Here is a 26,134-nt window from a genome sequence, read left to right on the forward strand (position 1 = left end):
CCCCTATCCCTCGACCAGCGGTCCGTAGGCGTCCGGGCGGCGGTCACGGTAGAACGCCCACTGCTGCCGGACCTCGTCGATCACGTCGAAGTCGAGGTCGCGGACGACGAGTTCGGCGGCGGTGTCCGAGGCGACCTCGCCCACGAACTGCCCGCGCGGGTCGACGAAGTAGCTGGTGCCGTAGAAGTCGTTGTCGCCGTACTCCTCCACGCCCACCCGGTTGATGGCGGCGACGTAGTAGGCGTTGGCGACCGCCGAGGCGGGCTGTTCGAGCCGCCAGAGGTAGCCGGACAGGCCGCGGTGGGTGGCGGAGGGGTTGTAGACGAGCTGGGCGCCGGCCAGGCCGAGCGCGCGCCACCCCTCGGGGAAGTGGCGGTCGTAGCAGATGTAGACGCCGACCCGGCCGACGGCCGTGTCGAAGACCGGCCAGCCGAGGTTGCCGGGGCGGAAGTAGAACTTCTCCCAGAAGCCCTTGACCTGCGGGATGTGGTGCTTGCGGTACTTGCCGAGATAGGTGCCGTCGGCGTCGATGACGGCGGCGGTGTTGTAGTAGAAGCCCGGTTTCTCGATCTCGAAGACCGGCAGCACCATCACCATGTTCAGTTCGCGGGCCAGCGCGCTGAATCGGGTGATGGTGGGGCCGTCGGGGACCGACTCGGCCCAGCGGTAGTGCTCCGCCTCCTGCACCTGGCAGAAGTAGGGCGCGTTGAAGACTTCCTGGAATCCGATGACCCTGGCGCCCTGCGCGGCGGCGTCACGGGCGTATTTCTCGTGGGCCGCGATCATGGATTCGGTGTCGCCGGTCCACTCGGTCTGGACGAGCGCGGCACGGACGGTGTGCGGCATGGTTCCCTCGCTCCTCGGTGAGCGCCTGTTCGCACTGGTCGTGCGAGTAGGTGGTGCGCGTGCCGGAACACTAGGGAAGGGAGGAATGGTGGGTCAATGACCGTGGTGCCCGCGTCCGTGCTACGGGCGGGTTACCCGGTTTCGTGATCGTGCCGAAGAGTGACGCAATGTCCTTTGTGGGGCGGATGAATTCAGAGGAAAAGACAGGTTTGGGGGCTTTTCTCGGACTGAATTTCATGCGTCCGCACAGATCACGGGTGCGATTTCGACCCGTCCGCGCCTGTACGGGCACGGACGGGCCGCCCACGCGGTGTCACGGGGAGAGGTCGACGATGACCCTGAGGTCGGGGTCGGCCCCGGGGGTGACCGTCATGTGGGTGAGGTCGGTGTCCGGCGCGTCGTAGAGGAGCGGCATGTCCCGGACCTCACGCGCGTTGACGGTGCCGTACTCGGTGCCGTCGTCGAAGCCGAAGTCGTTGTCGACCAGGATGGCCGCGCCGGCCTCGGTCGAGGGCTCGTAGGCGGTGCCGCCCTCGTACAGGAGGAAGTCGGACGTGTCCACGGCGAGCTCGGAACGGCGCTCGTTGGTGACCCTGAGGACGACGAGCACGAAGGCGCCGTGCTCGTCGGGCCGGGCGTTCTGGAGGGCGTCGCCGAGCCTGGGGACGCCGGTGTGGACGGCGCTGACCGTGTAGTGGACGTTCTCGACCTCGAAGCGGTCGCCCACGTCGAACGTGCCGCCGCGGTCGTCGCCGGTCACCACCAGGACGAGGGCAGCGATGACCGCCACGGTCGTGAGCAGGCTCAGCAGGCCGCACCCCAGGCCGAACCGGAGCCAGGGGGACCTCTTGCGGGGCGCTTGGGGGATGGGCCCGGGATCGTGCATGTCGTCTTTTCTCGAAAGCGCAGGGCCGCCGGGGTGTCCCCGGCGGCCCTGCGCGCCTGCTTCCGCTCCGTCGGTCGACGGGTCAGTTCAGTTCGAACTCGATCTCGTTGCCGCCGTAGGTCTCGGCGCTCAGACCGATGGAGGCCAGGTCGTCGGCGTCGGGGACGTCGAAGATGATCGCGGTCTCGAGCGGGGTACCGGGAGTCAGGGTCTGGTTCATGCCCTCCATCGCCCGGGTGGCGTCGTAGTCCTCCTCGATCGCCTCACCGCTGCTGGTGTAGACGTGCTGCTCGTCGCGCCAGAACGACTCGGAGGTGTCCGCGGCCTCGACCTCGAGCCACAGGAGGATGTACTCGCCCTCGGGCGTGAAGGTCTGCCCGTCGATGTCGAGCTCGGAGTAGGGGCCCTCGATCTCCAGCGGGGTGAAGATGATGCCCTCGTGCTCGACGGAGTCGCCGAGCGTGCCACCGGTGGGACCGGTGGGGGTGCTGCCTTCGGTGTCGGTGCCCGGGTCGGTCTCCGGGTCGGTCTCCGGGTCCACCTCGGGAGCGGAGGTGCCGCCCGTGCCGCCGGTGGGGCGGCTCGGCTCGTCGTCGCCGTTGGCGACGAAGACGATGATGACGACCAGGACGATGCCGATGATGAACAGGCCACCGCAGCCGAGGCCCACGAACAGCCACGGCGAGGTCTTCTTGGGCTGGGCCGGCTGGGGGCCGCCCGGGTACGGAGCGCCGTAGGGGTCGCCGCCGGGGGGCATCCCGCCGGGCGGCATTCCACCGGGGGGCATTCCGCCGGCGCCGTGGCCGTAGGGGTCGCCGGGACCGCCGGGACCCTGGCCGTAGGGGTCGTTCGGGCCGCTGGGGCCGTGGCCGTAGGGGTCACCAGGCCCGCCCGGCCCGTGGCCGTAGGGGTCGCCCCCGGGCGGCATGCCGCCCGGAGGGCCCATCGGGGGCTGGCCGCCGGTGGGCGGGCCCTGCGGGGGCATTCCGGGCGGAGGTCCCCCGTAGGGGCCGTGGGGAGGCTGGCTCATGGTGGTCCTTGGCTTTCTGCTGCGAGCTGGGCGGGTACCTGCCCCCGATCGCTGGGGGAGGCGCTCGGGGACTGGTCCGGCCGAGTCGCCCGCGAACAGCGGCTGTTGGTCTCTGGTGGTTCTGACGCCGACGGGGCCGCAAGGGTTCCGAACGCGTACTGCCTAGTGTGGGGGTATGGCACGACTGCTCATCGTTCACCACACTGTCTCGCCCGCCACCCAGGAGCTCCTGGCGGCGGTGATGGACGGTGCCGGGACCGACGATATCGAAGGCGTGGAGGTGCAGGCCAAGGCGGCCCTGGCCGCGACCGTGGGAGATCTGCTCGCGGCCGACGCCGTCGTCCTGGGGACTCCCGCCAACATCGGTTACATGTCCGGCGCCCTGAAGGTCTTCTTCGACACTGTCTATTATCCCGCGATGGGGGATACGAACAGTCTGCCGTACTCCCTCTACGTCCACGGCGACAACGACACCTCCGGCGCCGTGCGCGCCGTGGAGTCGATCACCAAGGGGATGGGCTGGCGGCGGCACCGGCCGCCCGTGGCGGTGACCGGGCGTCCGGACAGCGCGGACCGCGAGGCCTGCTGGGAGCTGGGCGCGGTCACCGCGCTGGCGGCCCTGGAGGATCACCGGTCCTGATCTGCGCGTTCTCGGGGCCGTAGCAAGAAATGCGGTCAGGCACTTGCGCGGCGCCCGTCCATGGCGCACACTGTTTCGCAGCACCACGAGTGCGCCCAACCCGGCCGAGCGCCGGGTTTTTCTGTTTCCGGGCCCTCTTCGATCGGCCTTCGGCCAGGGAGAGCGGGGACTCCCCGACCGGTTCCGGTGCGGATGCTTTCCGGGGATTATTTCCAGTCGGCCTCGCAGGAGGCGCGCACCTCGCCGTCCTCGTCTTCGACGATCACGCTGCGGAGGTCGAGCCGTCCGTCTCTCCCGTCGAGCCCGGGGGGCAACGCGTACTCGATGAGGATGTGGCACAGGTCGTTGTACTGCTCATCATTCAAGGGGATCGCGGTCACGACGATCTCATGCGCGTTCTCTGAATCCTGCCATTCTGTTACGGGCACCTGGTGGTCGATTTCTTCGTCGAATTCACCGGGGCTGTCGAATTGATCTTCGCCGTCGACCACTGTGATGCGATCGTCATAGAAGTAGTCGCGGGTTGCTTCGGCGAGGCTCGCTTCCTCGGCTTCCGCTTCTCGTTCGGAAGTGTCTGAGTCAGAGCTGTCCTCCGGCAGGGCGAAGAGGAGGGCGAAGAGGCCGACGAAGGCCACGGCGATGGCTCCGAGGCACCCATAGGCGACCTTCTTGTAGGTGGGGGTTGCCACTTTGTCTCCCGCGTATTTCGATTATGACGCAGGGATTGTACCAGTGTGGCGTCTCGCCTGTCCACATTCGTTTCAGGTGTTCGTAGTTTCTCCTGTCTGATTTTCGAAAGGATTAATTGTGACTGGAAGTGTTTCGGTGTCTCTGAGTCTTGTTCCCGAGCTGGAAGGAGTGGGTGAAAGGGTTGCCACGGAGCTGAAGAAGCAGTTGAAGTCGGCCGGTGTCGGGGTCGGCCGAGAACTGGGAAACGCCATCGCCAAGGGCGTGAGACAGGTGGCCGTGGACGGCCTGAGCGGACTGGAATCGGATATCCAACGGTTCGGCGGCCGGATGCGGCAGCAGATCGAGTCCAGCCTCGGATCATCCGGGGAGGGCGCCGGACGCGAGATGGGCGAGGTGGCCGGACGTGCGGCCGGGCGGGCCCTGGAGCAGGGGCTGTCCCGGGCGGCCCCGGAGCTCGGCGCGCTCGGCGCCCGGCTGGGACAGAACCTGGCGGATGAGTTCGGGGCGCTGGGAAGCCGGGCGGGACGGCTGTTCGCGGACAAGGTCGTGTCGGTGTCCGCGAACATCGTGAGCGCGGGGTTCTCGGCCTCCACGGGCGCGCTGAGGAACTTCGTCTCGGGGTTCCGGGACGGCGAGCAGGCGGCCGACTCCCTGGACAGCCGGGTCGCACGGATGGGCGCCTCGGTCCGCGGCAGCCTGGACGGCCTCGCGGAGCGGGCGAGGGCGACAGGCGTACAGCTCTACGACGCCTTGGGCGAGCCGGTCGTACGCGCGGGGCAGAGGATCGGGCAGACGCTGAGCGCCACCGCCTCCTCGGTCGGGCAGACACTGGCGCCGATCACGCAGCCGATCCGCCGGGCCATGAGCTCCGTCGTCGACAGCGTGGCGCCCGCCGACGGAGCCCTGCGCCGCTTCGCCTCCGCGGCGGGGGAGCGGTTCACCACCCTGGGCGGCCGGGTGCGGAGCTCGATGGGTACGGCCTTCGGCAAGGTGCGCGAGGCGGCGGGCCGGGCCGCGTCGGCGGTGAAGACCTCCGTCGGAAACGCCTTGAAGACACTCGGCTCACAGGTGCAGAGCTCCCTCGCCCAGATCGGGATCGGCGATCTCGGCCAGGCCCTGTCCGCCTCCTGGGGCAGGCTCGACGCCGTCGACAGGCTTCGCGACGCCCTGCGAGGCGTGACCACGGACGGCCGGGAGACGACACAGACCCTGGACGCGGTCCTGGGCGTGGCCGGCTCCACCTCCTTCGACAGCGTGGCCTGGGCCGACGCCGCCCGTCAGCTGGTGAACATGGGGGTCGCGGCGGATCAGCTGGCGCCGACGATGGCGGCCGTGGGAGACATCGCGGCGGCGGGAGGGAAGATCACCCAGGACTCACTGGGCAACGTCATCGGCGTCTTCCGCGACATGCAGTCCACGGGTGAGCTGACCGCCGAGTCGCTCAGCCGTTTCGGGGACGCCGCCGGCCCCATCAGGGACCGGCTCAAAGACGCTTTCGAGAAGGACACCATCGAAGAGCTCTCCCAGGCGATGCGCGACGGAGAGATCACCGCCGAACAGGTGATGGCCACCATCGTCGACGAGGTCGGCACGGGCATGGACGGCGTCAGCGGATCGATGGCGGACGCCAGAGGCACCTGGGAAGGGACGATGAACCGCCTCAAGGGGGTGGTCACCGGAGCCCTCGCGACCGTCCTCGAACCGGTCAAGCCCAAGATCGAGGCCGGGGTCGAGTGGATCGGCCAGAAGCTCGAACAACTGCCCGAGTTCATGGACCGGGTCGTCGCGTTCGTGCGGGACTCCGGGATCGACGAGGCGTTCATGAGCGCGCTCGGAGCGGTCCGGGACGGGCTCGGCTCCCTGATGAAAGCACTGGAGAGCTGGGGGCCCAAGATCCGGTCGTTCTTCGCCTTCGTCTCGGAGAACAGGACGGCCTTCGGAGCGCTCGCCGCCGCGATCACCGTCGGAGTCGTGGCCTTCAAAGCCGTCACCGCCGCCACCGCGCTGTGGAACGCGGTGATGGCGATGAACCCGATCGGCCTGGTGGTCGTGGCGTTGGCGGCGCTGGTGGCGGGTCTGATCTACGCCTACAACAACAGCGAGACGTTCCGTGAGGTCGTGGACGCGGTGTTCACCTTCATCAAGGGGGCAGCCGAGGACGTGATGGCGTTCTTCACCGAGACGCTGCCCGGCATGTGGGACGTGCTCAAGGAGAAGGCGCAGGCGTTCTGGGACGGTCTGGTCGGTCTGATCGAGACTGCGTGGGAGTGGATCAAGGCGATCATCGCCCACCACCCGTTCGTGATCCTGTTCACCTACTGGGACGAGATCAAGGCGTTCATCGGTGAGGCGTGGACGTGGCTGGTGGAGCGCACCACCGAGGTGTGGGACTGGCTGCTGGAGAAGATCACCGCGGTCGCCCAGGGGATCGCGGACTTCCTGACCGCGGTCTGGGAGACGATCACCACCGCCGTCCAGACGGCCTGGACCTGGATCACCGAACTGATCTCGACGGCCTGGAACACCATTCTCGAACTGGTCGGATCAGCCGTGCAGTGGGTCGTGGACCTGGTGACGGGCTTCCACGAACGGGTGGTGGCGATCTTCACCGCCGTCAGGGAGAGAGCTCAGGAGATCTTCGCCGCGATCCGGGACCGGATCGTCGCGATCGTCATCGGCCTGCGCGACCAGGCGGTGGGGATCGTGACCGCCATCCGCGACAGGATCGTGAGCGCCTTCACCGGAGCGAAGGACCGGGCCGTGCAGGCGTTCGTGACCATGCGCGACAACGTGCGCGACAAGATCAGCGGCCTGATGGAGACGGTCACCGGCATCCCGGGCAAGGTGAAGGAGGCCTTCTCCAACGCCAAGGACTTCCTGGTGCAGGCGGGCAAGAACATCATCCAGGGCCTGATCGACGGCGTCTCGAACATGATCGGGAACCTGCGGGACAAGTTCTCCTCGGTCACCGGCCTCATCCCGGACTGGAAGGGTCCGCGCCGGGTGGACCGCAGGCTGCTCACCCCGGCCGGCCGCCTGATCATGGACGGCCTCATGGGCGGCATCGACGACCGAGTCCCCGACTTGCGCGGACAGCTCGGCGGTGTGACCGACCAGATCTCGCGCAGCGTCGTCCCGCCCTCACTGGAGGTCCGCCGCCACTCCGCCGCCATGGCCGAGCGCGAGCGCCCCCCGATCCAGATCGTCAACAACTACCCACAGGCCGAGCCGACCTCCACCACGGTCAACCGCTCCCTGCAGTACGCCGCTTCGATCGGAGTGATCTAGATGCACCACCCCACCTATTCGGTGGACGGGGTCGCCCTCGACGCCCCGGGTTGGCTCCTCGCCCCCGGGACACGTCTGCGGCCCCTGCCCGCCGCGCGCACCGTCGAGGTCCGGGTCCCCGGACGCTCCGGGGACCTGCCCGTCACCGGGCTCGACCTGGAGGCCACCGTCCTCGGGATCAACCTGCGCGTCCTCCCGCGGGACGCCCAGGGACGCCACGGCGGCTTCCCCCAACTCGAACGCAACCTGGAGGCGCTGACCGGGCTGTTCGGCACCCGGCACCGCCTGCTCGACGTGCGCTACCACGTCGACCCGGACACGGTGCGCACGGCGCAGGCGGAGGTCGTCTCGTCCGTGGAACCGGAGGTCGATGTTGCGGGCGCCACCGCCCTGCTCACCGTGCTCCTGCGTGTCCCCGGCGTGTACTGGCGCGACCCCGAGCCGGTCTCCTGGGAGACGGAACTGGTCTCCGGGGCACCGCCGGAGGGGGCGGCCGTCAGTGGACTCGCCGGGTCGACGGCCCCTGTCACCGACGCCGAGGTGCGCGTCGACGGCTCCGCCGAAAGCCCCGAGGTCGTCGACGTCGCGACCGGGGCCGGTTTCAGGTGGGCGGGAACGCTCACGGCGGGGCAGACGCTCGCGGTCGACTGCGCGGCCATGAGTGCCCGCCGTGTCAGTGCTGACGTGCCCACCGGGGAGGACGTCACCGGTCTCATCACCGCCTTCGGGCCCGGATCGGCCTCGCGGTGGCTGCCACTGACACCCGTCCAGACGGACGGGGACCCGCATCGGCGGGAGGTCCGTGTCCGCGCCGACGCGGTCTCCGCCGGGAGCGACGCCCGGGTCCGGATCACCACGAGGAGGGCCTTCCTGTGAGCGACTTCGACATCCGCCTGGTCGCCTACGCGCCCAACGGCGGACGGCTCGGCCCGCTGCCGCACTCGCTGAGCATCGAACTCGGCCAGCCCTACGACGACCTGCCGTCCCTGCGGATCGACTACACCACGCACGCTCCCGGGGCGGAGTTCCTGGCGTCGCCGTGCGAGGTCGCGGTACAGATGTACGACCCGGCGGCGGGGGAGTGGCGCGAGCGCCCGGACTCCCGGTTCCTGCGGATCAAACGCTCCGGCGACCTGACCGACCGCACCGGCTCGCGCTCCTATGAGCTCCCCGGATACGGCTGGCAGCTCCGCAAGCTCAAGCTGTACCCGTCCGAGGGAGGCGGGGACACCGAGGGCAAGCGCCGGTTCTCCGCCTCCACCGTCGGCACCATCCTGCGCACCTGGCTCAACGAGGGCCACGCGCGCGGTGCCGTGCCCGGTGTGGAGACCGACTTCGACACCGCGGTGGACTCGGCGGGAGCGGGCTGGAGCACCCTCCTCACCCTTGAATACGACCTGGGCGCCGACCTGCTCTCGGTCCTCAACGGACTGACCGACCAGGGCGTGTGCGACTGGCGGTTCGAGGGCCGGACCCTGCGCGTGTTCAACCCGGACTCGGCGATGGCGGTGGATCGTGCCTCCGGAGAGTCGCCGGTCGACCTGAGGCTGGGCCGCGACGTCACCGAGGCCCCGGACAGCGGCAGCCTGGAGGAGGCCGTCTCCCACCTGCTCCTGGAGGGGGACGAGGGCTTCCGACTGGAGGTGTCCAATCCGGACGCCGCCACCCCGTGGGGCCGCTGGGAGGAGTACCTCACCCAGGGCGGTGTCACCGACGAGGGCACCGCCCGCCTGCTGGCGGGGGCCGCTCTGGAGCGCGGTGCCCGGGAACGGGTGCAGATCACGCGCGGCCTGGTCTTCACCGAGGCGCGCTGGCTGCCCTGGCGGGACTACCGTCCGGGCGACCACGTCCTCGCGCCGGACGCCGACGGCACGATGCGGAGTCTGCGGCTCCGGCAGATCACGCTGTCCCGCGACCAGAACGGGGCCCTCACCGGCAACGCCGTGCTCAACGACCGCTTCCTGGAAGCGGAGATCCGGCGCGGTCGACGGACCGCCTCGCTCGTGGGCGGCAGCGTCGCCGACGGCGGATCGGGCGGGCGTCCGGCTCGGGAGGGCAACGACCGACGCCGTCCCGCCGCGCCCGAGGGCCTGATCGCCGACACCGTCGCCTACATCGACGCCGACGGTGCCGCGCGGGGGCAGGTGACCCTGACGTGGAGCCCGGTGGACTCCGCGACCGACGGCACCGCGATGGACGTGGGCTCCTACCAGGTCTACGCGCGCCCCAACACGACCGGTGCGCCGTGGCGGCGGCTCACCTCCGTCGACCACCCGGACACCGTGGTGTGGACCTCCGACCTGCCGGTGGACGAGGAGCTCGCGTTCAAGGTGCGGGCCACCGGCCGGCACAACGGGCTCGCCGGACCGTTCGGCGCGCAGACCGCCGTGACGGTGGCCGGGGACGTCGAGCCGCCGCCGGTGCCGCCGGCTCCCGAACTGTCGACCCGCCTCGGCGTGATCAACGTCGGGTGGGACGGCCTCGGGGCCGGGGGAGAACGGATGCCGCGCGACTTCTTCCACACGCTGGTGGAGATGCGCGACGGCCAGACCTGGGAGGAGGAATGGGACCAGGAAGGGCCTCTTCCCGAACCGTGGCAGGTGGCCTACGGAGACGAGGGCGACCTCCGTGTGGAGGGCGGGCAGCTGCTCAGGGACGACCCCTCCGTCTACGTGACCGTCTACCGGGATGTCGGTGTCCTGGACCAGGAGTACACCGTCGTGGTCCACGCCCCGGAGGCGGAGCCGGCGGGCACGGTCCGCCTCTGGAGCCGGTACGACATCGACAACCCCGGCGGCTACGCCTACAACTACACGCCGGAGGTGGGTTCCGGCGCGCACCTGGTCCGAGTACGGATGCGCCGCTGGCGGCACCAGGTGTGGATCGACGGCGTACAGGTCCAGGACACCGCGCTCACGCCCGACGGTGCGCGACTGGTCACCGGTATCGGCCTGTCCCTGCGCGACGGTGACGTCCGGCTGGGCCCGGTGCGCGGTCCGGAAGGCGGTGACTGGCACCGGATCGGTGTCCTGGAGGGCGGCCCCGCGACCCTGGTGGTCCCCGGGCAGCCCTACAACGAGCCGCGCTTCTTCCGCCTGGCCACGGTGGACCGGTCCGGGAACGTGTCCGACCCCGGAGAGGAGGCGTGGACCCAGACCACTCCGCTGGTCGACACCGACATCTATCCGGAGATCATCAGGGCAGGGCACATCGAGGCCAACGCGATCACCGCGGACAAGATCGCGGCGGGTTCGATCGAAGCCGGCCACATCGGCGCCGACGCGGTGCAGGCCGGCCACATCGCCGCCGACGCCATCGACGGCAAGGTGATCACCGGCGCGGTCGTGCGGTCCTCGCCACCGGGCTCCGGCGCGCGCTGGGAGGCGACCGGCAGCGGCATCCGGTTCACCGACGCCTCGGGGAGGACGACGTTCCATGCCGGCACCACAGGGGACGTGACGGCGGTCGGCCGGTTCAGGACCGGTCACACCGGCAACCGGGTGTGGATCGACGGCAACCTGCGCGGGCGACCCCGCATGGAGCTGCACACGGGCGACAGCAGCCAGGCCCAGCCGAACGTCTTCTCCCTGGGGCAGAGCTCGGACGGCTTCCCCTCCGGGGCGCTCGTCGTCTCCGGCAGGGAGGCGGTGGTGAACTCCTCCGGTCGCTCCGACCTGGTCATCGAGCACGGGACCGGTGGGGCGGCGCTCAAGTACCAGCACGGTACCTACGCCGGAATCGGACTGGAGTTCAAGTGGTGGGACCTGTTCCTGCAGGGCCGGATCACCAGTGGGCAGGGCCGGCTCGACACGTTCACCTGGTATCGCAGTTCGGCCTCGACGGGGTCGTCCCTCCAATGGGAACTGACCTACGGAACGGCGGCTGCGAACGGCGGCCGTCTGCTCATGCCTGCCGGGCACGCGACCAATTCCTGGGGAAGGCCGGTCGTCGCCACCACGGTGGCCCAGTACCGGGGAAGCGCGTTCGTGCACAGCTATCTGCCGGAGGGGTCCGCGCGACACCGGATCCAGTGTGTATCGGTGTGGGTCAACCAGGACGTGGGAGGAGCATGATGCGGGAGTACACGGAGTTGTCGTTCGATGAGGAGAACCCGGGAGAACCCCGGTTCGTCCTGTCGACCCCGGTCGATGCCGAAGGACGCGGGCGGGTCCATGAGATCCCCCTGCGGGCCGTGGCGGACCGCATGGAGCTCTTCGGTCTGGAGACTCCGGAGGAGGCGCTCGACGTGATCGTCAAGCTCGCGCGGAATCCGGAGCTGGGGGACGAGCTCTACGCATCCCTGCACGAGGCCTACGGAGGGGTGGTGCGGGCGGAGGCGCGCGCGGCCATCGCCGCCAACGGGGTCGTCAGCCGTCAGGTCGACGGCGCTCAGACCGCGCTCGGGGTCAACCTCGTCTCGGAGGAGACCCGCAGGCCGCTCACCGAGGCCCGGGAGCGGGCCCTGGCGCGCATCGCGGAACTGGACGCCCCCGAGACGCTGTCGGCCGCCGCCGTGGAGCAGGAACCGCCCCGGTCGCTTCCCCTGAGCGCGGCTGTGACGGAGGAGATCTGCCGAAGGGTACGGGAGGAGACCGGACGAGTGGCCGACTTCCGTGTGAGTACGGCCCTGGACCACGCCTCGGCCCTCGCCGACGCGGTCTTTCCACCGAAGGGGGGAGAGGAGCCTCCCCCCTCGGCGGCGTGAGCCGAGTGAACGAAGTGAGCTGAACGCCCCGCGTCCCGGAACGGTCTGTTCCGGGACGCGGGGCCACACGCTGTTGTCCTGGTGAGACACGGAAGCCATCGCACACCTGGAGAATCGCGACGACCCCGAGCGAGGCGATGTGCCGGCAGCAGCACTTCTGTGGGAGCGCGCGGGATCGGAGTGACGTCCGACACTCGGGGTTGACCTCAATATTGGTTGAGGAAACAGGATCGGTGTTGTACCGAGAGCACCGCACTCCTGAGGAGCCCCCATGACCGCGAAGACCACGCACACGAAGACCACGCACACCTCCGTCCCCGTCGTCGTCGGTCGTCCCGGAAGCCCCTGGTACCTGGCCCTCCCGGTGGCCGTCGCGGCCGTCACGGTCGCGAACCTGGTCCTGCTGGGACTGGGCCACCTGTTCGGCGCCTCGATGACCCACCCCGATCCGAGCGGCGCGATCGTCGCCGTGGAGGCCGGGGGAGTGGTGTTCATGTCCGCGGTGCCGTTCGCCGTCGGCGCCGCTGTGGCCGTCGTGCTGTCCCTGGCCTGGAAGGGCTTCCTGCGCCTGGGGCAGGTCGTGGGGACCGTGCTGGCCGCCGCCTCCACGGTGATGCCGTTCTTCGCGCAGACCGACGGGGGCACCATCGTGGTCCTGGCCCTCATGCACGTCACCCTGGCCCCGGCCGTGTGGTTCGGCCTGGGAGCCGTCCGCCGCCGGGCCCTGGCCGGCTGAGGCCCGGCCTGGCACACGCCCTCCACGGCCCCGGCCGACGGCACAGCCGTCGACCGGGGCCGTCCGCTGTTCCCGGTGGTGTCCGCGCCCGCCCGATCCTCGCCTTCACCCACGCCCAGGCGATACGTGTGCGGTAGAACCGGGGGGCCATGGACCACTGGGACGTGTTGCGCGCCTTCAGGCGCCGACCGGGGATGGACGTCCTCCATGGGAGTCCCCTGAGCCGGGCCCGGGCGAGAACGATCATCAGCGCGGATGACCGCCCGTCACCCTCCGCCCCCGTGCCGCCCCTCCGCCAGCTCCCGCACGGCCCGCTCCAGCCGCGTCCGCCGATTCTCCGACGTCGCGGCTTGGAGTAGCGGGAGCATCACGAGGTAGCGGGCGGTTCGGTCGAGCGCGTCGAACGCTGCACGCGCCGCCGGATCCGCGGCAAGAGCCGCGGCAAGGTCGTCCGGGACGACCGCTGTCGCTTGCGATGCGTACGCCCGGTCCCAGCGGCCGTCCTTCTGGGCCCGCCGGACCTCGGCGAGGCCGGGCTCTCTCATCCGGCCCGCCGCCGCCAGCGCCGTGACCTTCTCGACGTTCACCCGCGACCACAGACTCCTCGGTCGCCGTGGTCCGTACTGCTGGAGGTAGTACAGGTCGTCCAAGCCCCGGCGCCGCCCGGAGATCCAGCCCCAGCACAGCCCCACGTCGACCAGTTCGTCATCCGTGACCGACCTGATCCCTGACGCCCTCTTCGCGACCTTGACCCACACGCCCTCGCGGCGGGTGTGGTGCTCGGCCAGCCAGGCCTCAAAGGCCGCCGCGTCCGGGAACGGGACGACCTCCATACCGTTGAACTCCTCCATGCGGGTCAGGTTAGCCCGACCGTGCCCCGGTGAACCCTCCCGGAAGCACGTCGGGCGGGGCCCGGGCCACGCACGGACGGGGCCCTCCGGCGGCACCCCGTACCCGGCGGTTCGGCTTCCACGCGTCCACGTCCTCATCCGGCCATGCCGGTGACAGCCTGCCCGCGCGTGGTTACGGTCGTCGTGGTGTCCCTGCCCGAGGTCGGACGACCCTCGACGGACCGGGGGTTCACTCGCCCCCACCGCACCGAGGCAGGAGAGACCGCGATGCCCAGCAGGACCGTGAGCACCGACCAGGCGGCCGTCTACGGAGCCTTCACGGCGAACGGCGTGATGTACGCGGCGCTCGTGAGCCGCGTGCCCGCCGTGGGCGCGGAGCTGAGCCTGTCCACGTCGGGATTGGGCCTGCTGCTGTTGTGGCTGTCCGCCGGAGCCGTGTCCGGGCTCCCCGTCGCTGGCGTGCTGGTCCAACGTCTCGGGGGGACCCGGGGCATCACCGTCGGCATCGGTCTCGCGGCGACCGGACTGCTGCTGCTCGCCGTCGGCCTGGGCAGCGCCTTGCTGCCCGTCGCGGCGCTCGCCCTCTTCCTCATCGGTTTGGGAATGGGGCTGTGGGAAGTCAGCATGAACGTCGTCGGCTCCCGGGTGGCCCGCCTCATCGGCAGCGAGACGCTGTTGCCGCGACTGCACGCCGCGCTCAGCCTGGGGACCGTCGTCGGGGCTCTCCTCGGTGCCTTCCTGGCCGGGGCGTCGGTGGCCCTGTCGAGCCAGAACCTGGGCATGGCGGTCCTGCTGGGGCTGATCGCCCTCCTGCTCAGGCGCGTGGCGCACGGCACGGACGCCCCTGAGGCGGGCGAGGCCGCGCGTGCGCCCGCACGATTGCTGTCGGCCTCCTGGCGTGAACCGCGCACCCTGCTGATCGGCCTGTGCGTTCTGGGGTTCGCCTTCGCCGAAGGCACGGCCAACGAATGGATCGCCTACGTCCTGGTCGACGGCTACGGCGCCGCCGAGCAGACGGGGGCGCTGGCCTTCGCCGCCTTCGTGGCGGCGATGACGGCGGGGCGTCTCGCGGGAGGCGCCTTCGTCGCCCGGTTCGGCCGCGTCGGCGTCCTGCGGGTCTCGGCCGGGCTGGCACTGTGCGGCGTCCTCGTCGTGGTGGGCGGTGACACGGTCGCCTGGGCCATCGTGGGGGCGCTGCTGTGGGGCGCGGGGGCCGCGATGGGGTTCCCGGTCGGCATCGCGGCGGCGGCGGACGATCCCGCACGAGCGGCCGTGCGGGTCTCCGTCATCAGTTCGCTGGGGTACGCGGCCTTCCTGGGGGGACCGCCGCTGCTGGGGCTGCTCGGGGACCTGTTCGGCATCCAGCGGGCGATCCTGGTCGTGTGCGCGGCGCTCGTGCCGGCCTTTCTCGCGGCAGGGGCCACCCGGCTGCGCACCGCCGTCGAGGAGCGAGGTGCTCGGGGCGATCGGGGCGGGCCCGGCGGGTGAGACCCCGGGCCCGCCGAGCCGTGGTCACCGTTGGGCGGCCAGCACGGCCGCGAGGCCCTCGCGCAGGTCCGTGACGAAGGGGCCGGGGACCTCCAGCGACGGGAAGTGCCCCCCGGCTTCGGGCGCGTTCCACCGGACGATGCGGCGGTACCGTTCCCGCGACCAGGGGCGCGGGTACTTCTCGATGTCGCGGGGGTAGACGGTGATGGCCGACGGGACGTCGACGCGCAGTTCGGGATCGAGCGAGTCGTGGCTCTCGTAGTAGATGCGGGCGGCCGACGCTCCGGTGCGCGTCAGCCAGTACAGGGTGACGTTGTCGAGAACGCGGTCTCGGGAGATCGTCTCGAACGGGCCGTCCTCGGTGTCCGACCACTCGGCGAACTTGTCCAGGATCCAGGCGAGAAGGCCGACCGGTGAGTCGACGAGCGCGTAGCCGATGGTCTGCGGCCGGGTCGCCTGCTGCTTCGCGTACGCCGCGCGCTGCCGCCAGAAGTGACGGGTCTCCTCGGCCCACGCGCGCTCGACCGCCGTCAGTCCGTCCGTGCTCAACCCGGGCGGCGCGTGCCCCACGGTCGTGTGGATGCCTTGGACGTGCGCCGGGAACCTGCCGCCGAGCACCGTGGTGACGTTGCTGCCCCAGTCGCCGCCGTGGGCGAGGAACCTGTCGTAGCCGAGCCTGCCCATCAGCTGCACCCAGGCGGTCGCGGTCTTCTCGATGCCCCATCCGGTGGCGGTCGGTTTGTCGCTGTAGCCGAAGCCCGGTAGCGACGGGGTCACGACGTGGAACGCCGGCGCGGCCGGGTCCTGTGGATCGGCCAGTTCGTCGACGACATCGACGAACTCGGCGACGCTGCCCGGCCAGCCGTGCGTCATGACCAGGGGGGTGGCGTCCTCGCGCGTGGATACGCGGTGCAGGAAGTGGATCCCCAGGCCGTCGATGGTCGTGCGGAACTGGCCGATGCGGTCAAGGCGCTTCTCGAACGAGCGCCAGTCGTATCCGGTGCGCCAGTAGTCGGCGAGCTCGACGAGGTCGGCGAGCGGAACGCCCTGGGCCCAGCGGTCAGGGCCGGGCGCGGCGCCCTGGACGGTCTCCGGCTCCGGCAGTCGCGCGGCGGCCAGACGTGCGTGCAGATCGTCGAGGTCGGCGTCGGTCGCGTGGGCTTCGAATGCTCGAACGTCGCTGGTGGGGCGGGACATGGGACCTCCAGGCCGGCGTGAAGCCGGTTCGCCTTCATTGTGAACCGTCTAAGACGGTTCTAACAGGACTTCGCGCCGGTGCGCAACCGGCTATGGTGGTTCCATGCGCGCAGAGTTCCCTGACTTCCGGCTCGGCACCGAGCTGGCGACCAGCTTCACGGCGACGCTGACGGAGCGCCGCGGCGACGCCCTGGAGCGCGTTCCCACGCCGCGGCGGCTGGTGGACTGGCTGGCGGTGCACGGCCTCGCCGTGGACTCGTGTACCGAGGCGCAGCTCGACCTCGCTCGGGAGCTGAGGGAGTCGATCCACGCCGCCGCGACGGCGGCTGCGCTCCAGGAGGCTCTGCCCGCGTCCGCCGTTCAGGTCATCAATGACCGCAGCGCTCAGGGACGGGCCTGGGCGGTGCTGACGCCCGAGGGTGAGCGGCGATGGCGGCTCGGCTCGGATTCCCGCGTGGAGGACGCCCTCAGCGTGATCGCCGCCGACGCGATCGGCATCATCGCGGGCGAGCGTGATGGAAGGCTGGCCCTGTGCGCGTCGCCGACCTGCCAGGCGGCGTTCTTCGACACCAGTCGAAGTCGCACCCGCAAGTGGTGCGACATGAACACGTGCGGGAACCGTCAGAAGAAGGCGCGCTTCCACGCCAAGCGGCGCACAGTCGGCGGGCCGGTGGAGTGATCGTCACACCGGAATGACGGCCACATGGGAACGTCCATCCGAAGAGGTCAGTGCACCAGGCACCTCGGGGTTTCGTGTGGACGGCCGTGTCGGGTGGTCCGTCCAGAGCTTCGACCCTCACGTCCTCAAGAAGATGATGTCGGCCGCTCCAACCGTGGTGTCACACGAGTCGTACGTCTATACTTGAATCAAGTTCAAGCTAAATGATTCAGACTGGTGGGGTGGTGCGGATGGCAATGGCGGATATCGGAGCGCGGATCGAGCGCGCCCGGGAGGCAGCGGCTCTGAGTCAGCGTGCCCTCGCTGACGCCACGGGCATCTCGCAGTCCACCCTGTCTCGGGTCATCTCCGGAGATCGGGCAGCGAAGATGCCCGAAATCATGGCTATCGCGTGGGAGACCGGGCATACGGCCGCTCAGCTCACCGGCACCGGGGCGGTGTCCGAGCGCGTGCAGTGCGCAGCCCGGGCCACCAACGACTCCGACATGGCCGACATGCACCAGACGCTGTTGGACTTCCTGGAACTGGACGCCTACCTGGACGACCAGGCCATCCCCGCCACGATCTGAAACCGGGCCGACGAAACGTGAGTGCTGAATCCGAAGGCCGTGCCGCCGCCGAACGGTTCCGCGAGGAGCAAAGCCTGGGCGTGCAGCCCTTGGGCGACCTCGTGGCGATCATCGAGCAGGCCGTCGGCATCGACGTGGCCGTGCTCGAGGCGGGCCAGGATCAGCACGGCCTGATGATGCGGGATCCCCAACGCGGCGCCGTGTTCATCGGTGTCGCGTGTACCCGCAACCCGATGCGGCAACGCAGCACGCTCGCCCATGAACTCGGCCATGTCCTGTTCACGGACGTGAAGGACCGTTCGGCGGGCGCCTGGAGCCACCGTTCCCCCGAAGAGATCCGAGCCGACACGTTTGCTCGACACCTGCTCATCCCGATCGAGGGTCTGCGTGAGTTCCTCGGGGAGCGGAGACCGCTGACCCAGTTCGAGCTTTCGGAAGTCGTCCAGCGGTTCCTGGTCTCACCCAAGATCGCCGTGATCGCGCTGTGCCAGGCAGGGTACATCGATGACGCCACCAAGCAGGAGTGGCTCTCACTCACCGCGCCGCGGTTGGCCACGCGGTTCGGCTGGAGCGACCAGTACCGCGCCCTTCAGGACGAATCCGCTCGTCGCAGGGCACCGCAGCGGCTACTCGCGAGAGCGATCAGCGCCTACGCCGAAGGCGTGCTGTCCGTGCAGGCCATCGCCACGCTTCGCGGCATCACCCGGCAGGAAGCCGAAGCCGAACTGCGGGATGCGGGCGTGTTTGCGCGCGAACGAGAGGTCACATGGGCCGACTCCACCGAGCTACCGGATGCGGATGTGGACCTCGCGGTTTTGGACGAGGCCCTCGCCGAGCCCGATCACGACTCTGAGCCCCCCGATCTGACAGTGAGCGACAGCGGATGAGCCACCGGCCGATCATCGACGCCGGCCCCGGACTGAACTTCCTCTCGATCAACCAGGAGCGCCTCCTCATCCGCGTTCTGGGCAGGCTCAGCGCTCCGGAGACCGTGCAGAGCGAGGTCTTCAACAAAGCTCGACAGGACGAGCGTTTCCGCGCCGCAGCAGGTATCTGGCGCAAGCTCGCCCCCAACTGGATGCAGATCCTGTCCGACGACCAGACCCCAGAACTCGCGGCCGCCGTCCAACGCATCACCCATCAGCCCATGGCCGAGCGTGTGAGGCGTCCCAAGGACCTGGGCGAGGTCATGGTCATCGCTCACGCGGTCGTGGCCGCCGAGGCCGGCCGATAAGTGACCGTGCTCATCGACGACGGGGAAGGCGCGCGAACCGCCACCTCGGAGATCAACCGCCTCGAACGGCTCCGGCACAGCGGACGCCAGGTGGGGTCGATCTCCCTGGTCAACACGCTGACCGTCCTGGAACTCGCGGCTCGGAAGAAATACATCCCAGACAAGGCGAATATGCGTCACCTCTACCGGCGGTTGCGCGAAGTGGATGACGGGCTGCCGCCGATCGAGTCGACCAGCCTGCTGTCGCCCGACTTCTGGTGCTGACCCTCCCGCGCATCCTGGCGTTGGCGGACTGATATCGGGTTAACGCAGAAAAGGCCTCACCGCTGGTGGGGCCTTCGTGCTGTTGCTCTGCTACAGGTTGTCGCGGCGGGCAGCGGCGAGGAAGGCTTGCCATTCGCCCGCACCGACGAACGTGAGGTGCCCGAGCCCCCTGTTCTGCGTGTCGCGTACGGCGGCGCCAGCGAGCAGGACGGCGACCTCGAGACAGTCTCGGTCAGTGCTGCTGTGCGACGACTTTCGGAAGAACAAGGGTGTGTGGCGCTTCATCGCAGCCTCTCCAGTAGAAAGTGCTTCCATGCAGGAATCGCCGCCGCCCCTGGTGCTGGTGACTTCCGGTATCACCATGAGTGGTGCGCTCCTCCTGTGCCACTGGCCCCAGGAAAGCGATTCGGTCATCGACATCGGCAGGTATAGCAGAAGGTTCCAGAAGGGCTCCGATGGATACCGTGAGAGTGTCGGACAGTGATCGGATGCACGAGACTGGGTAGTCGAATGATGATGGTGGTGGGGCTGTGGCCGACTGGTTCACGGTGGGGATCTGCTTCGGTCTGCTGAGCGCGTTTCTCGGCTGGACCTCGTTCTATTCCGTGCGCGATGACGTCAACATCAGCCGAAGCCCGGGCATACGCATTCCGACGACGCTCGCGTCGAGGGAGTCGTGGCTGACCGCCCACAGGAGGGCACAGCCCTATTTCTTCGGGGCCTGTCTGCTCATGTCGGTCGCCGGGGCGGCCTTCGTGGTCTGGGCGGCGGTCGCCAGCGCGCCGGGCAGCGTGGTCGCGCCCATGTTCGCCGTCCTGGCTGTCATGACCGTGGCCCTGGTGTTCGGCGCGGTGCTGGGTGTGCGTGATGTGCGCAGGTCAGCCGGGGCTCGCGAAGCCAACGGTCGACACTGAGCATCGGGCCGGCGGACACGCGATCCATGGAACTCCTTCACTCGGGCACGCCCGACTGGGTGCGGCATCCGTATGTTCGGCTACGCCTCCTGGCGGACGGTCAGGACCAGTGCCCGCCACTCTTCTGAGGAGAACGCCAGCATGCCCGTTTCGCGGTTCTTCGTGTCGCGCACGGCCGACATGCCGGGGGCGTCGGCGACCTCGACGCAGTTCGAAACCTGGCTGTACGACGACTTTCGGAAGACCATGGACGTGTGGGACTCCATCGCAGCCTCTCCCGTAGACATTGTTTCGTTTCAGGGCTACCCACTGCGCTTGATCAGCGTGGCACAGTGACCGCTTCTGGCCGAGAAGACCTGAGAACGTGCCTATGGCTGGCGCTCGCGGTCTGGGAGCGGGTGAACGCAGAGAAGGCCCCACCAGCGGTGGGGCCTTCGTGTTCTGTTGCTACAGGCTGTCGCGGCGAGCGACGGCGAGGAACGCTCGCCACTCGCCCGCACCAGCGAACGTGAGGTGACCCAGTTCCGAGTTCTGGGTATCCCGAACCGCTGCCCCACCAGTCACGCTAGCGACCTCAACACAGTCTCGATCAGTGCTGCTGTAGCTGCTCTTGTGGAAGGTCAGGGTGTCGGTGGGCGAATGCATGATCGGACTTCCTAGAGGTCGGCGTGCAGCTTCTTCATGAGCTGGATGGACTCTGCCTGGGACTTCGCCGTGACTTGGAGATGGTCAAAGACCAGGCGGTACTCCGCGATCTCGGGCTCTTCTTCGAGGAACAAGCCCTCTGTTCTCGACTCCAGATAGACGAGCGGTGAGTCCAGCTCATCAGGGAAGTCGAGAATGACGAAGGGCCCGGAGATCCCGGGGTGCAAACCTGCGGAGAACGGCAATACCTGGATGGTGATCCCGTTGTCGGGGTCCTCCGCCAGTTCGATGAGGTGACGGAGCTGCCCATCGGCGACACGGTCGGCGGAGGGAAGCCGGAGGAGCGCGGACTCGTCGATGACGGCCCACACGGTCGGAGGCTGATCACCGGTGAGGATTTCTTGCCTGGCCATCCGGGCTTCGACTCGACGCTCAACTTCCTTGGCGGGACGGGTCAGGGTGGCACGGGCCGAGGCTTCGGCGTATCCGGGGGTCTGGAGGAGGCCCGGGATAACGATCGGTTGGTAAGTCGAGATGACCGAAGCCTCGGACTCGAACCCGACCAGCGAATCTGATCCGAACACGTCCTTGAACTTGGTCCACCATCCCCGGACGCGCGATTCCCGAGCCAGATCGAGGATCGCCTCGCGTCGTTGGGTGTCGGTGACTTCATAGAAGTCGAGCAGTTGGCGGATGTTGCCCAGGTCTGGCCGGACCCACTTGTTCCCCTCCATGTGAGCGAGACGGCCGCGCGACCACTCAAGACTGGCGGTGACTTCTTCGAGCGTCTTCCCTCGCTGGTGCCTGAGCTGTCGGAGCACGGCAGACAGACGTCGGCGTCGCACGCTCGGGCTGAATCTCCTGGTCATCGTGCCTCTCCTGGAGGGTGGTCGTCCTGATCGTATGGCGAACTTCTCAATAGGGCATCTTTCGGAATCCTGGGATCGGATTCCGGTGATCCACTTGCAAACTTTAGATTCCTAAGTTCATCATGGAGGCGTATTCGGTCGAGCCGCCCTCATCCAGCGGCATCTACGTTGAGGAGGCGCACTGTGCGCTACCTGCGTTCTGTGGACCTGGAGGCCGTGCGCGCTACGGCCGCGCGGTCCTTCCACCTGACCCGAGCCCCCGAACCCGCCGACCCCCTGGCGATCCCGGAGCGGGCCCCTGAAGCCCCGGAGTCGGTCGTGGTGTCCTTCCCCGACCCCACCGACCCCACCGACACCACGGACGGGGGCACGGTGGTCGACCTCTGGGAGCGGCGGCCCTTGGCTCCGGTCGTCTCCCTGTCCGAGCACTACCGGCACCAGATCCGCAACCGTGGTCCGCTGCGTACGGCGGCCTTCCGTTCCTGCTCGTGCGACTGGGTGGAGCGGCCCGCACCGCACCGGCCCAAGCACGCCAAGCACGCCACATGCGAAGCCGAACACGTGAAGCCCCGCCGCCGGCGGCGTGCTTCCCGTGTGCGCGCCTATGTCTCCCATCCGGGCGGGGATCTGGCTCCGCTGGCGTTGGCGGTCCGGTCGTGGATCTCGATGGTCGCCTCCGGGCCGGACGGGGGCTCGGCGTTGGGCGGATCGGGGCTCGGGGCGGTGGCCTGATGAAGCGGACGATCTGCGATATCCGCGAGCTGCCCTCCCTGGCCGCGTTGAAGGCCTGGGCGCGCAAGAAGCACGTCGCGGTCGAGTACCTGGGCCGGTCGCTGCGCGACGAACCCGTCTACGGTGCGCGCTGCGGTGTCGTGACCCGGGTCGCGAGGGGCAGGAGGGAAGGCCCGAGCCGGGTGGTGTGGGCGTGGGAGTCGCCGCTGGAGCGGCTCTCGCACGGCGACTTGGGCGAGTGGGGCAACCACCTCAACCGCAAGGGGTGCAGGCCATGACCGAAGACGGGCTGCCGGAAGACCCGTGCCCGCGCTGGTGCGAGACCGACCACGGCATCGACACCGAACGCATGCGCCACCTGCGCCTGGTCCGCGATCGGGGCGAGGAGGGGGTGAGCGTGTGGCTGACTCGGTCCGATAGCTGGGCGGGAAAACAGGGTCTGGGCCTGGTGGAGGTGACCGTGTGGGCCCGCCGTGGCGGCTACACACGAACCTCCCTCGAACCGTCGATGGCCCGCCTGCTCTCCACTCTGGCCGAGCGGTGCGGGCACGCCGAGCTCTCGACGGCTCTGGCCGAGGCCGCCGCCCTGCTGGACGGCTCCAGACCCGCGCCGGTGACGGCACCGACGTGAGCCCCGGAACCGGCCACGCCGGAGCCCATGATCCTCAGGACACGACGGTGCCCCCGCCGAGGGACGGCGGGGGCACCGGGGGGTGGGGGCCGGGGGCCGGGGGACTGGGGGTCCTAGAGCCGGTCCCAGGCCTCGGTGAGGACCTTGCGCAGGATGCGCTCGATCTCGTCGAAGTGCTCCGGACCGCAGGTCAGCGGCGGCGACAGCTGCACCACGGGCTCGCCGCGGTCGTCGGCGCGGCAGACCAGGCCGGCGTCGAACAGGGCCTGCGACAGGAAGCCCTTGAGCAGTCTGGTCGACTCCTCGGCGGTGAAGACCTCCTTGGTCTCCTTGTCCTTCACCAGCTCGATGCCGTAGAAGAACCCGTCACCGCGGACGTCGCCGACGATCGGCAGGTCCAGCAGCTTCTCCAGGGTGGCCCGGAAGACGGGGCCGTTCTCGCGGACGTTGTCGAGGATGCCCTCGCTCTCGAACAGGTCGAGGTTGGCCAGCGCCGCCGCGGCGGCGACCGGGTGCCCGGCGAAGGTGACCCCGTGCAGGAACGTGTTGCCCGGCTCCTTGAACGGCTCCATGATCTTCTCGCGGGCGATCACGCCGCCCAGCGGCACGTAACCGCTGGTGGCGCCCTTGGCGAAGGTGATCATGTCCGGCAGGTAGCCGTACTTGGTGGCGCCGAAGTACTCACCCAGGCGCCCGAAGGCGCAGATGACCTCGTCCGAGACCATGAGCACGCCGTAGCGGTCACAGATCTCCCGCACCCGCTGCAGGTACCCGGGCGGCGGCGGGAAGCAGCCGCCGGAGTTCTGCACCGGCTCCACGAACACCGCGGCGATGGTGTCCGGGTCGTTCTGCAGGATCGCGTCCTCGATCTGGTCCGCGGCCCAGCGGCCGAACGCCTCCGCGTCGTCGCCGTGGACCGGCGCGCGGTAGAAGTCGGTGTTCGGCACCTGGATGGTGCTCGGCACCAGCGGCTCGAACGGGGTCTTGATCGCCTGGAGGCCGGTGATCGAGAGAGCGCCGAGGCTGCTGCCGTGGTAGGCGATCTTGCGGCTGATCACCTTGTGCCGGGTGGGCTCGCCGATCGCCTTGAAGTACTGGCGCGCGAGCTTCCAGGCCGACTCCACGGCCTCGGAACCGCTGGTGGTGAAGAAGACGCGGTTGAGGTCGCCGGGCGCCAGGCCCGCCAGCCGCGCGGCCAGCTCCGCCGCCTTGGGGTGGGCGTAGGTCCAGATGGGGAAGTAGGCCAGTTCCTTGGCCTGCGCGGCGATCGCGTCCGCGATCTCCTCACGGCCGTGCCCGACCTGCGAGACGAACAGGCCCGCGAGGCCGTCCAGGTACTTCTTGCCCTCGGAGTCGTAGACGTGGACGCCCTCACCACGGGTGATGACGGGGACATCGGCGTCGTCGTAGCCGGCCATCTCCGTGAAGTGCATCCACAGATGGTCCTTGGCGGCCCGCTGTACTTCTGCCGGGCTCAGGTGCGCTGCCACTTGGTGCTCCCAAGATCGCTGAGTGGGGCGGGGACCTCGGTCGGGTCGACCCGGGGGACCCGAACGGGGTCCTCTCAACAGAAATAGTCGCATCTTTGGGCCATGTGTCAAGTATCCGTCGGGAAACACAATCTTTACAACGGAATCCCTTGAAGTCGTGTGTCGTGCCTGGCAGTGTGGCAGGTCACACCATCAGCACGTCCGTCGTGCCCCGACCAGCGCGTCTCCGGCGCGCCCGACCCGCAGGAGCCACTGTGACCCAGGAGTCAGGCACCGAACACCTCCGCAACTTCGTCAACGGGGAGTACGTCGACACCGCCGACGGGGCACGTGCCGACCTCGTGGACCCGTCGACGGGCAAGGTCTTCGCGACCGCCGCCGTGTCCGGGGCCGAGGACGTCGACCGCGCGTTCAAGGCGGCCAAGAACGCCTTCGATGGCGGCTGGCGCGACTCCACGCCCGCCGAGCGGCAGATCGCCATGAACAAGTTCGCCGACGCCGTCGAGGAACGGGCCGACGAACTCGTCGACGCCGAGGTCCGCAACTGCGGCAAGCCGGTGGGCCTGACCAAGAGCGAGGAGATCGGCCAGGTCCTGGACGCCCTGCGCTTCTTCGCGGGCGCCTCGCGCAACCTGGAGGGTCGCGCCGCGGGCGAGTACATGGCCGACCACACCTCGTGGATCCGGCGCGAGCCCCTGGGCGTGGTCGGCCAGATCACCCCGTGGAACTACCCGATGGCCATGGCCGCGTGGAAGATCGGCCCCGCCCTGGCCGCGGGCGACACCATCGTCCTCAAGCCCTCGGACACCACGCCGCTGTCCACGCTGCTGCTCGCGGAGATCGCCTCCGAGTTCTTCCCCGCCGGCGTGTTCAACGTGGTCACCGGCAACCGCGACACCGGCCGCGCCCTGGTGGACCACCCCGTGCCCGCGCTGATCTCCCTCACCGGCTCCACGCGCGCCGGATACGAGGTCGCCCAGGCCGGGTCCAAGGACCTCAAGCGCCTCCACCTGGAGCTGGGCGGCAAGGCCCCCGTCATCGTCTTCGACGACGCCGACGTCGAGAAGGCCGCCGCCGGGATCGCCGAGGCCGGCTACTTCAACGCCGGCCAGGACTGCACCGCCGCCACGCGCGTCATCGCCGCCCCGGGCATCCACGACGACCTCGCCGCCGCGCTCGCCGAGCAGGCGCGCGGCACCGTCACCGCCCCGCCGAGCAACCCCGACGCCGCCTACGGCCCCGTCAACAACGCGGGCCAGCTGGCGCGCGTCAGCGGGTTCCTGGACCGCACCCCCGACCACGCCGAGGTGCTCGCGGGCGGCCACCGGGTCGGCGACGAGGGGTACTTCTACGCGCCCACCGTCGTCTCGGGCCTGCGCCAGGGCGACGAGCTGGTGACCGACGAGATCTTCGGCCCGGTCATCACCGTCCAGCGCTTCTCCGACGAGGACACCGCCGTCTCCTGGGCCAACTCGGTCGAGTACGGCCTGGCCTCCAGCGTGTGGACCAAGGACCACGCCCGCGCGCTGCGCGTCTCCCGCCGCCTGGACTTCGGCTGCGTGTGGATCAACACCCACATCCCGATCACCGCGGAGATGCCGCACGGCGGCTTCAAGCACTCCGGCTACGGCAAGGACCTGTCGACGTACTCGTTCGAGGAGTACACCCGGATCAAGCACGTCATGAGCTACATCGGTGACTGAGCCGTCGGAGTCCGCGCAACCGGACCCGCATCCCCCCGTACCAGGAA

General features: G+C 69.4%; 28 protein-coding genes and 1 pseudogene. 18 read left to right on the plus strand and 11 right to left on the minus strand.

The genetic code is table 11. From position 1 onward, the window contains the following. Positions 1 to 3: 3 nt before the first annotated feature. From DFP74_RS16165 to DFP74_RS16175, 3 genes are all read right to left on the minus strand, one after another. Positions 4 to 846 carry a nitrilase-related carbon-nitrogen hydrolase gene (locus tag DFP74_RS16165; RefSeq protein ID WP_121182437.1) on the minus strand — a complete coding sequence of 281 codons (843 nt, stop codon included), beginning with the start codon at positions 844 to 846 and terminating at the stop codon, positions 4 to 6. A 313-nt stretch (positions 847 to 1,159) separates the two neighbouring features. Next, complete coding sequence (locus DFP74_RS16170) at positions 1,160 to 1,732, minus strand: DUF4352 domain-containing protein (protein WP_121182438.1); 573 nt, start codon at positions 1,730 to 1,732, stop codon at positions 1,160 to 1,162. An 82-nt stretch (positions 1,733 to 1,814) separates the two neighbouring features. Then, a complete protein-coding gene (locus tag DFP74_RS16175) occupies positions 1,815 to 2,762 on the minus strand; it encodes a hypothetical protein (protein WP_158613008.1) in 948 nt (315 codons plus the stop codon). A 175-nt stretch (positions 2,763 to 2,937) separates the two neighbouring features. Here DFP74_RS16175 and DFP74_RS16185 point away from each other — a divergent pair, with 175 nt between their 5' ends. Beyond that, complete coding sequence (locus DFP74_RS16185; protein WP_121182439.1) at positions 2,938 to 3,402, plus strand: flavodoxin family protein; 465 nt, start codon at positions 2,938 to 2,940, stop codon at positions 3,400 to 3,402. 206 nt (positions 3,403 to 3,608) lie between these two features. On the opposite strand, the gene DFP74_RS16190 is transcribed toward DFP74_RS16185, so the two are convergent. Then, positions 3,609 to 4,091, minus strand: a complete 483-nt coding sequence (locus tag DFP74_RS16190) for a hypothetical protein (protein WP_121182440.1) — start codon at positions 4,089 to 4,091, stop codon at positions 3,609 to 3,611. Positions 4,092 to 4,260: 169 nt separating this feature from the next. Here DFP74_RS16190 and DFP74_RS16195 point away from each other — a divergent pair, with 169 nt between their 5' ends. From DFP74_RS16195 to DFP74_RS16215, 5 genes are all read left to right on the plus strand, one after another. Further along, positions 4,261 to 7,380, plus strand: coding sequence for a tape measure protein (locus DFP74_RS16195; protein ID WP_147453878.1), 3,120 nt, complete (start codon positions 4,261 to 4,263; stop codon positions 7,378 to 7,380). Beyond that, entirely contained in the window at positions 7,381 to 8,256 is an 876-nt protein-coding gene (locus DFP74_RS16200; protein ID WP_121182442.1) for a hypothetical protein, read from the plus strand. Then, a complete protein-coding gene (locus tag DFP74_RS16205; protein ID WP_121182443.1) occupies positions 8,253 to 11,453 on the plus strand; it encodes a hypothetical protein in 3,201 nt (1,066 codons plus the stop codon). Before DFP74_RS16200 ends, DFP74_RS16205 begins: the two co-directional genes overlap by 4 nt. Continuing rightward, complete coding sequence (locus DFP74_RS16210) at positions 11,453 to 12,085, plus strand: hypothetical protein (RefSeq protein ID WP_121182444.1); 633 nt, start codon at positions 11,453 to 11,455, stop codon at positions 12,083 to 12,085. Before DFP74_RS16205 ends, DFP74_RS16210 begins: the two co-directional genes overlap by 1 nt. Before the next feature lie 271 nt (positions 12,086 to 12,356). Beyond that, positions 12,357 to 12,821, plus strand: a complete 465-nt coding sequence (locus DFP74_RS16215; protein WP_121182445.1) for a DUF6069 family protein — start codon at positions 12,357 to 12,359, stop codon at positions 12,819 to 12,821. Between the two features lie 266 nt (positions 12,822 to 13,087). Here the strand turns inward: DFP74_RS16215 and DFP74_RS16220 are convergent, their stop codons facing one another. Beyond that, positions 13,088 to 13,672 (minus strand): YdeI family protein, encoded by a 585-nt coding sequence (locus tag DFP74_RS16220; RefSeq protein ID WP_121182446.1) that lies wholly within the window; start codon positions 13,670 to 13,672, stop codon positions 13,088 to 13,090. A gap of 267 nt (positions 13,673 to 13,939) precedes the next feature. Between DFP74_RS16220 and DFP74_RS16225 the strand changes: the two genes are divergently transcribed. Then, on the plus strand, positions 13,940 to 15,160 hold the full coding sequence (locus DFP74_RS16225; RefSeq protein WP_121182447.1) for an MFS transporter: 1,221 nt from the start codon (positions 13,940 to 13,942) through the stop codon (positions 15,158 to 15,160). Positions 15,161 to 15,184: 24 nt separating this feature from the next. Here DFP74_RS16225 and DFP74_RS16230 read toward each other — a convergent pair whose 3' ends face one another. Further along, on the minus strand, positions 15,185 to 16,357 hold the full coding sequence (locus DFP74_RS16230) for an epoxide hydrolase family protein (protein WP_121182448.1): 1,173 nt from the start codon (positions 16,355 to 16,357) through the stop codon (positions 15,185 to 15,187). A 103-nt stretch (positions 16,358 to 16,460) separates the two neighbouring features. Between DFP74_RS16230 and DFP74_RS16235 the strand changes: the two genes are divergently transcribed. From DFP74_RS16235 to DFP74_RS33905, 6 genes and pseudogenes are all read left to right on the plus strand, one after another. Next, positions 16,461 to 17,036 carry an ABATE domain-containing protein gene (locus DFP74_RS16235; protein WP_121182449.1) on the plus strand — a complete coding sequence of 192 codons (576 nt, stop codon included), beginning with the start codon at positions 16,461 to 16,463 and terminating at the stop codon, positions 17,034 to 17,036. Positions 17,037 to 17,272: 236 nt separating this feature from the next. Continuing rightward, positions 17,273 to 17,416 (plus strand): annotated as a pseudogene (locus DFP74_RS34370) (helix-turn-helix domain-containing protein); the annotation flags it as partial. After that, the gene (locus DFP74_RS34375) at positions 17,417 to 17,605 is read left to right on the plus strand and encodes a hypothetical protein (RefSeq protein ID WP_233571429.1); all 189 of its coding nucleotides are present in this window, start codon (positions 17,417 to 17,419) and stop codon (positions 17,603 to 17,605) included. It abuts the pseudogene before it with no gap. A gap of 17 nt (positions 17,606 to 17,622) precedes the next feature. Continuing rightward, the gene (locus tag DFP74_RS16245; protein WP_121182450.1) at positions 17,623 to 18,492 is read left to right on the plus strand and encodes an ImmA/IrrE family metallo-endopeptidase; all 870 of its coding nucleotides are present in this window, start codon (positions 17,623 to 17,625) and stop codon (positions 18,490 to 18,492) included. After that, a complete protein-coding gene (locus DFP74_RS33900) occupies positions 18,489 to 18,839 on the plus strand; it encodes a hypothetical protein (RefSeq protein ID WP_199725671.1) in 351 nt (116 codons plus the stop codon). The genes DFP74_RS16245 and DFP74_RS33900 overlap by 4 nt, the downstream gene beginning before the upstream one ends. 6 nt (positions 18,840 to 18,845) lie before the next feature. Beyond that, positions 18,846 to 19,103 carry a hypothetical protein gene (locus tag DFP74_RS33905; protein ID WP_199725672.1) on the plus strand — a complete coding sequence of 86 codons (258 nt, stop codon included), beginning with the start codon at positions 18,846 to 18,848 and terminating at the stop codon, positions 19,101 to 19,103. A 90-nt stretch (positions 19,104 to 19,193) separates the two neighbouring features. On the opposite strand, the gene DFP74_RS16255 is transcribed toward DFP74_RS33905, so the two are convergent. After that, a complete protein-coding gene (locus DFP74_RS16255; protein WP_370013386.1) occupies positions 19,194 to 19,466 on the minus strand; it encodes a DUF397 domain-containing protein in 273 nt (90 codons plus the stop codon). A 167-nt stretch (positions 19,467 to 19,633) separates the two neighbouring features. Here DFP74_RS16255 and DFP74_RS16260 point away from each other — a divergent pair, with 167 nt between their 5' ends. Then, on the plus strand, positions 19,634 to 20,017 hold the full coding sequence (locus tag DFP74_RS16260; RefSeq protein WP_121182452.1) for an SdpI family protein: 384 nt from the start codon (positions 19,634 to 19,636) through the stop codon (positions 20,015 to 20,017). Between the two features lie 80 nt (positions 20,018 to 20,097). Here the strand turns inward: DFP74_RS16260 and DFP74_RS16265 are convergent, their stop codons facing one another. From DFP74_RS16265 to DFP74_RS16275, 3 genes are all read right to left on the minus strand, one after another. Beyond that, complete coding sequence (locus DFP74_RS16265; RefSeq protein WP_121188302.1) at positions 20,098 to 20,283, minus strand: DUF397 domain-containing protein; 186 nt, start codon at positions 20,281 to 20,283, stop codon at positions 20,098 to 20,100. Between the two features lie 181 nt (positions 20,284 to 20,464). Further along, the gene (locus tag DFP74_RS16270) at positions 20,465 to 20,662 is read right to left on the minus strand and encodes a DUF397 domain-containing protein (RefSeq protein ID WP_121182453.1); all 198 of its coding nucleotides are present in this window, start codon (positions 20,660 to 20,662) and stop codon (positions 20,465 to 20,467) included. An 11-nt stretch (positions 20,663 to 20,673) separates the two neighbouring features. Then, a complete protein-coding gene (locus tag DFP74_RS16275) occupies positions 20,674 to 21,531 on the minus strand; it encodes a helix-turn-helix transcriptional regulator (RefSeq protein ID WP_121182454.1) in 858 nt (285 codons plus the stop codon). Between the two features lie 183 nt (positions 21,532 to 21,714). On the opposite strand from DFP74_RS16275, the gene DFP74_RS16280 reads away from it, so the two are divergent. From DFP74_RS16280 to DFP74_RS16290, 3 genes are read left to right on the plus strand one after another with little or no spacing between them, the layout of a single operon-like run. After that, complete coding sequence (locus DFP74_RS16280) at positions 21,715 to 22,263, plus strand: hypothetical protein (protein ID WP_121182455.1); 549 nt, start codon at positions 21,715 to 21,717, stop codon at positions 22,261 to 22,263. Beyond that, entirely contained in the window at positions 22,263 to 22,541 is a 279-nt protein-coding gene (locus DFP74_RS16285) for a hypothetical protein (RefSeq protein ID WP_233571002.1), read from the plus strand. The genes DFP74_RS16280 and DFP74_RS16285 overlap by 1 nt, the downstream gene beginning before the upstream one ends. Further along, positions 22,538 to 22,894, plus strand: a complete 357-nt coding sequence (locus DFP74_RS16290) for a hypothetical protein (protein ID WP_147453879.1) — start codon at positions 22,538 to 22,540, stop codon at positions 22,892 to 22,894. The genes DFP74_RS16285 and DFP74_RS16290 overlap by 4 nt, the downstream gene beginning before the upstream one ends. 113 nt (positions 22,895 to 23,007) lie before the next feature. Here DFP74_RS16290 and DFP74_RS16295 read toward each other — a convergent pair whose 3' ends face one another. Beyond that, positions 23,008 to 24,384, minus strand: coding sequence for an aspartate aminotransferase family protein (locus DFP74_RS16295; protein ID WP_121182457.1), 1,377 nt, complete (start codon positions 24,382 to 24,384; stop codon positions 23,008 to 23,010). Between the two features lie 254 nt (positions 24,385 to 24,638). Between DFP74_RS16295 and DFP74_RS16300 the strand changes: the two genes are divergently transcribed. Then, complete coding sequence (locus tag DFP74_RS16300; RefSeq protein WP_121182458.1) at positions 24,639 to 26,087, plus strand: gamma-aminobutyraldehyde dehydrogenase; 1,449 nt, start codon at positions 24,639 to 24,641, stop codon at positions 26,085 to 26,087. Positions 26,088 to 26,134 lie beyond the last annotated feature (47 nt).

It is taken from the genome of Nocardiopsis sp. Huas11, assembly GCF_003634495.1.
Taxonomy (GTDB): Bacteria; Actinomycetota; Actinomycetes; order Streptosporangiales; family Streptosporangiaceae; genus Nocardiopsis.

What these genes read in the sequence shown, in the direction of transcription:
- DFP74_RS16255 (WP_370013386.1), bottom strand. Translation starts at nt 19,466, where the DNA reads ATGGTGATACCGGAAGTCACCAGCACCAGGGGCGGCGGCGATTCCTGC.
- DFP74_RS16185 (WP_121182439.1), top strand. Translation starts at nt 2,938, where the DNA reads ATGGCACGACTGCTCATCGTTCACCACACTGTCTCGCCCGCCACCCAG.
- DFP74_RS16235 (WP_121182449.1), top strand. Translation starts at nt 16,461, where the DNA reads ATGCGCGCAGAGTTCCCTGACTTCCGGCTCGGCACCGAGCTGGCGACC.
- DFP74_RS16265 (WP_121188302.1), bottom strand. Translation starts at nt 20,283, where the DNA reads ATGGAGTCCCACACGTCCATGGTCTTCCGAAAGTCGTCGTACAGCCAG.
- DFP74_RS16200 (WP_121182442.1), top strand. Translation starts at nt 7,381, where the DNA reads ATGCACCACCCCACCTATTCGGTGGACGGGGTCGCCCTCGACGCCCCG.
- DFP74_RS16270 (WP_121182453.1), bottom strand. Translation starts at nt 20,662, where the DNA reads ATGCATTCGCCCACCGACACCCTGACCTTCCACAAGAGCAGCTACAGC.
- DFP74_RS16230 (WP_121182448.1), bottom strand. Translation starts at nt 16,357, where the DNA reads ATGTCCCGCCCCACCAGCGACGTTCGAGCATTCGAAGCCCACGCGACC.
- DFP74_RS16220 (WP_121182446.1), bottom strand. Translation starts at nt 13,672, where the DNA reads ATGGAGGAGTTCAACGGTATGGAGGTCGTCCCGTTCCCGGACGCGGCG.
- DFP74_RS16210 (WP_121182444.1), top strand. Translation starts at nt 11,453, where the DNA reads ATGCGGGAGTACACGGAGTTGTCGTTCGATGAGGAGAACCCGGGAGAA.
- DFP74_RS16170 (WP_121182438.1), bottom strand. Translation starts at nt 1,732, where the DNA reads ATGCACGATCCCGGGCCCATCCCCCAAGCGCCCCGCAAGAGGTCCCCC.
- DFP74_RS16215 (WP_121182445.1), top strand. Translation starts at nt 12,357, where the DNA reads ATGACCGCGAAGACCACGCACACGAAGACCACGCACACCTCCGTCCCC.
- DFP74_RS16275 (WP_121182454.1), bottom strand. Translation starts at nt 21,531, where the DNA reads ATGACCAGGAGATTCAGCCCGAGCGTGCGACGCCGACGTCTGTCTGCC.
- DFP74_RS16285 (WP_233571002.1), top strand. Translation starts at nt 22,263, where the DNA reads ATGAAGCGGACGATCTGCGATATCCGCGAGCTGCCCTCCCTGGCCGCG.
- DFP74_RS16165 (WP_121182437.1), bottom strand. Translation starts at nt 846, where the DNA reads ATGCCGCACACCGTCCGTGCCGCGCTCGTCCAGACCGAGTGGACCGGC.
- DFP74_RS34375 (WP_233571429.1), top strand. Translation starts at nt 17,417, where the DNA reads ATGGCTATCGCGTGGGAGACCGGGCATACGGCCGCTCAGCTCACCGGC.
- DFP74_RS16225 (WP_121182447.1), top strand. Translation starts at nt 13,940, where the DNA reads ATGCCCAGCAGGACCGTGAGCACCGACCAGGCGGCCGTCTACGGAGCC.
- DFP74_RS33900 (WP_199725671.1), top strand. Translation starts at nt 18,489, where the DNA reads ATGAGCCACCGGCCGATCATCGACGCCGGCCCCGGACTGAACTTCCTC.
- DFP74_RS16175 (WP_158613008.1), bottom strand. Translation starts at nt 2,762, where the DNA reads ATGAGCCAGCCTCCCCACGGCCCCTACGGGGGACCTCCGCCCGGAATG.
- DFP74_RS16290 (WP_147453879.1), top strand. Translation starts at nt 22,538, where the DNA reads ATGACCGAAGACGGGCTGCCGGAAGACCCGTGCCCGCGCTGGTGCGAG.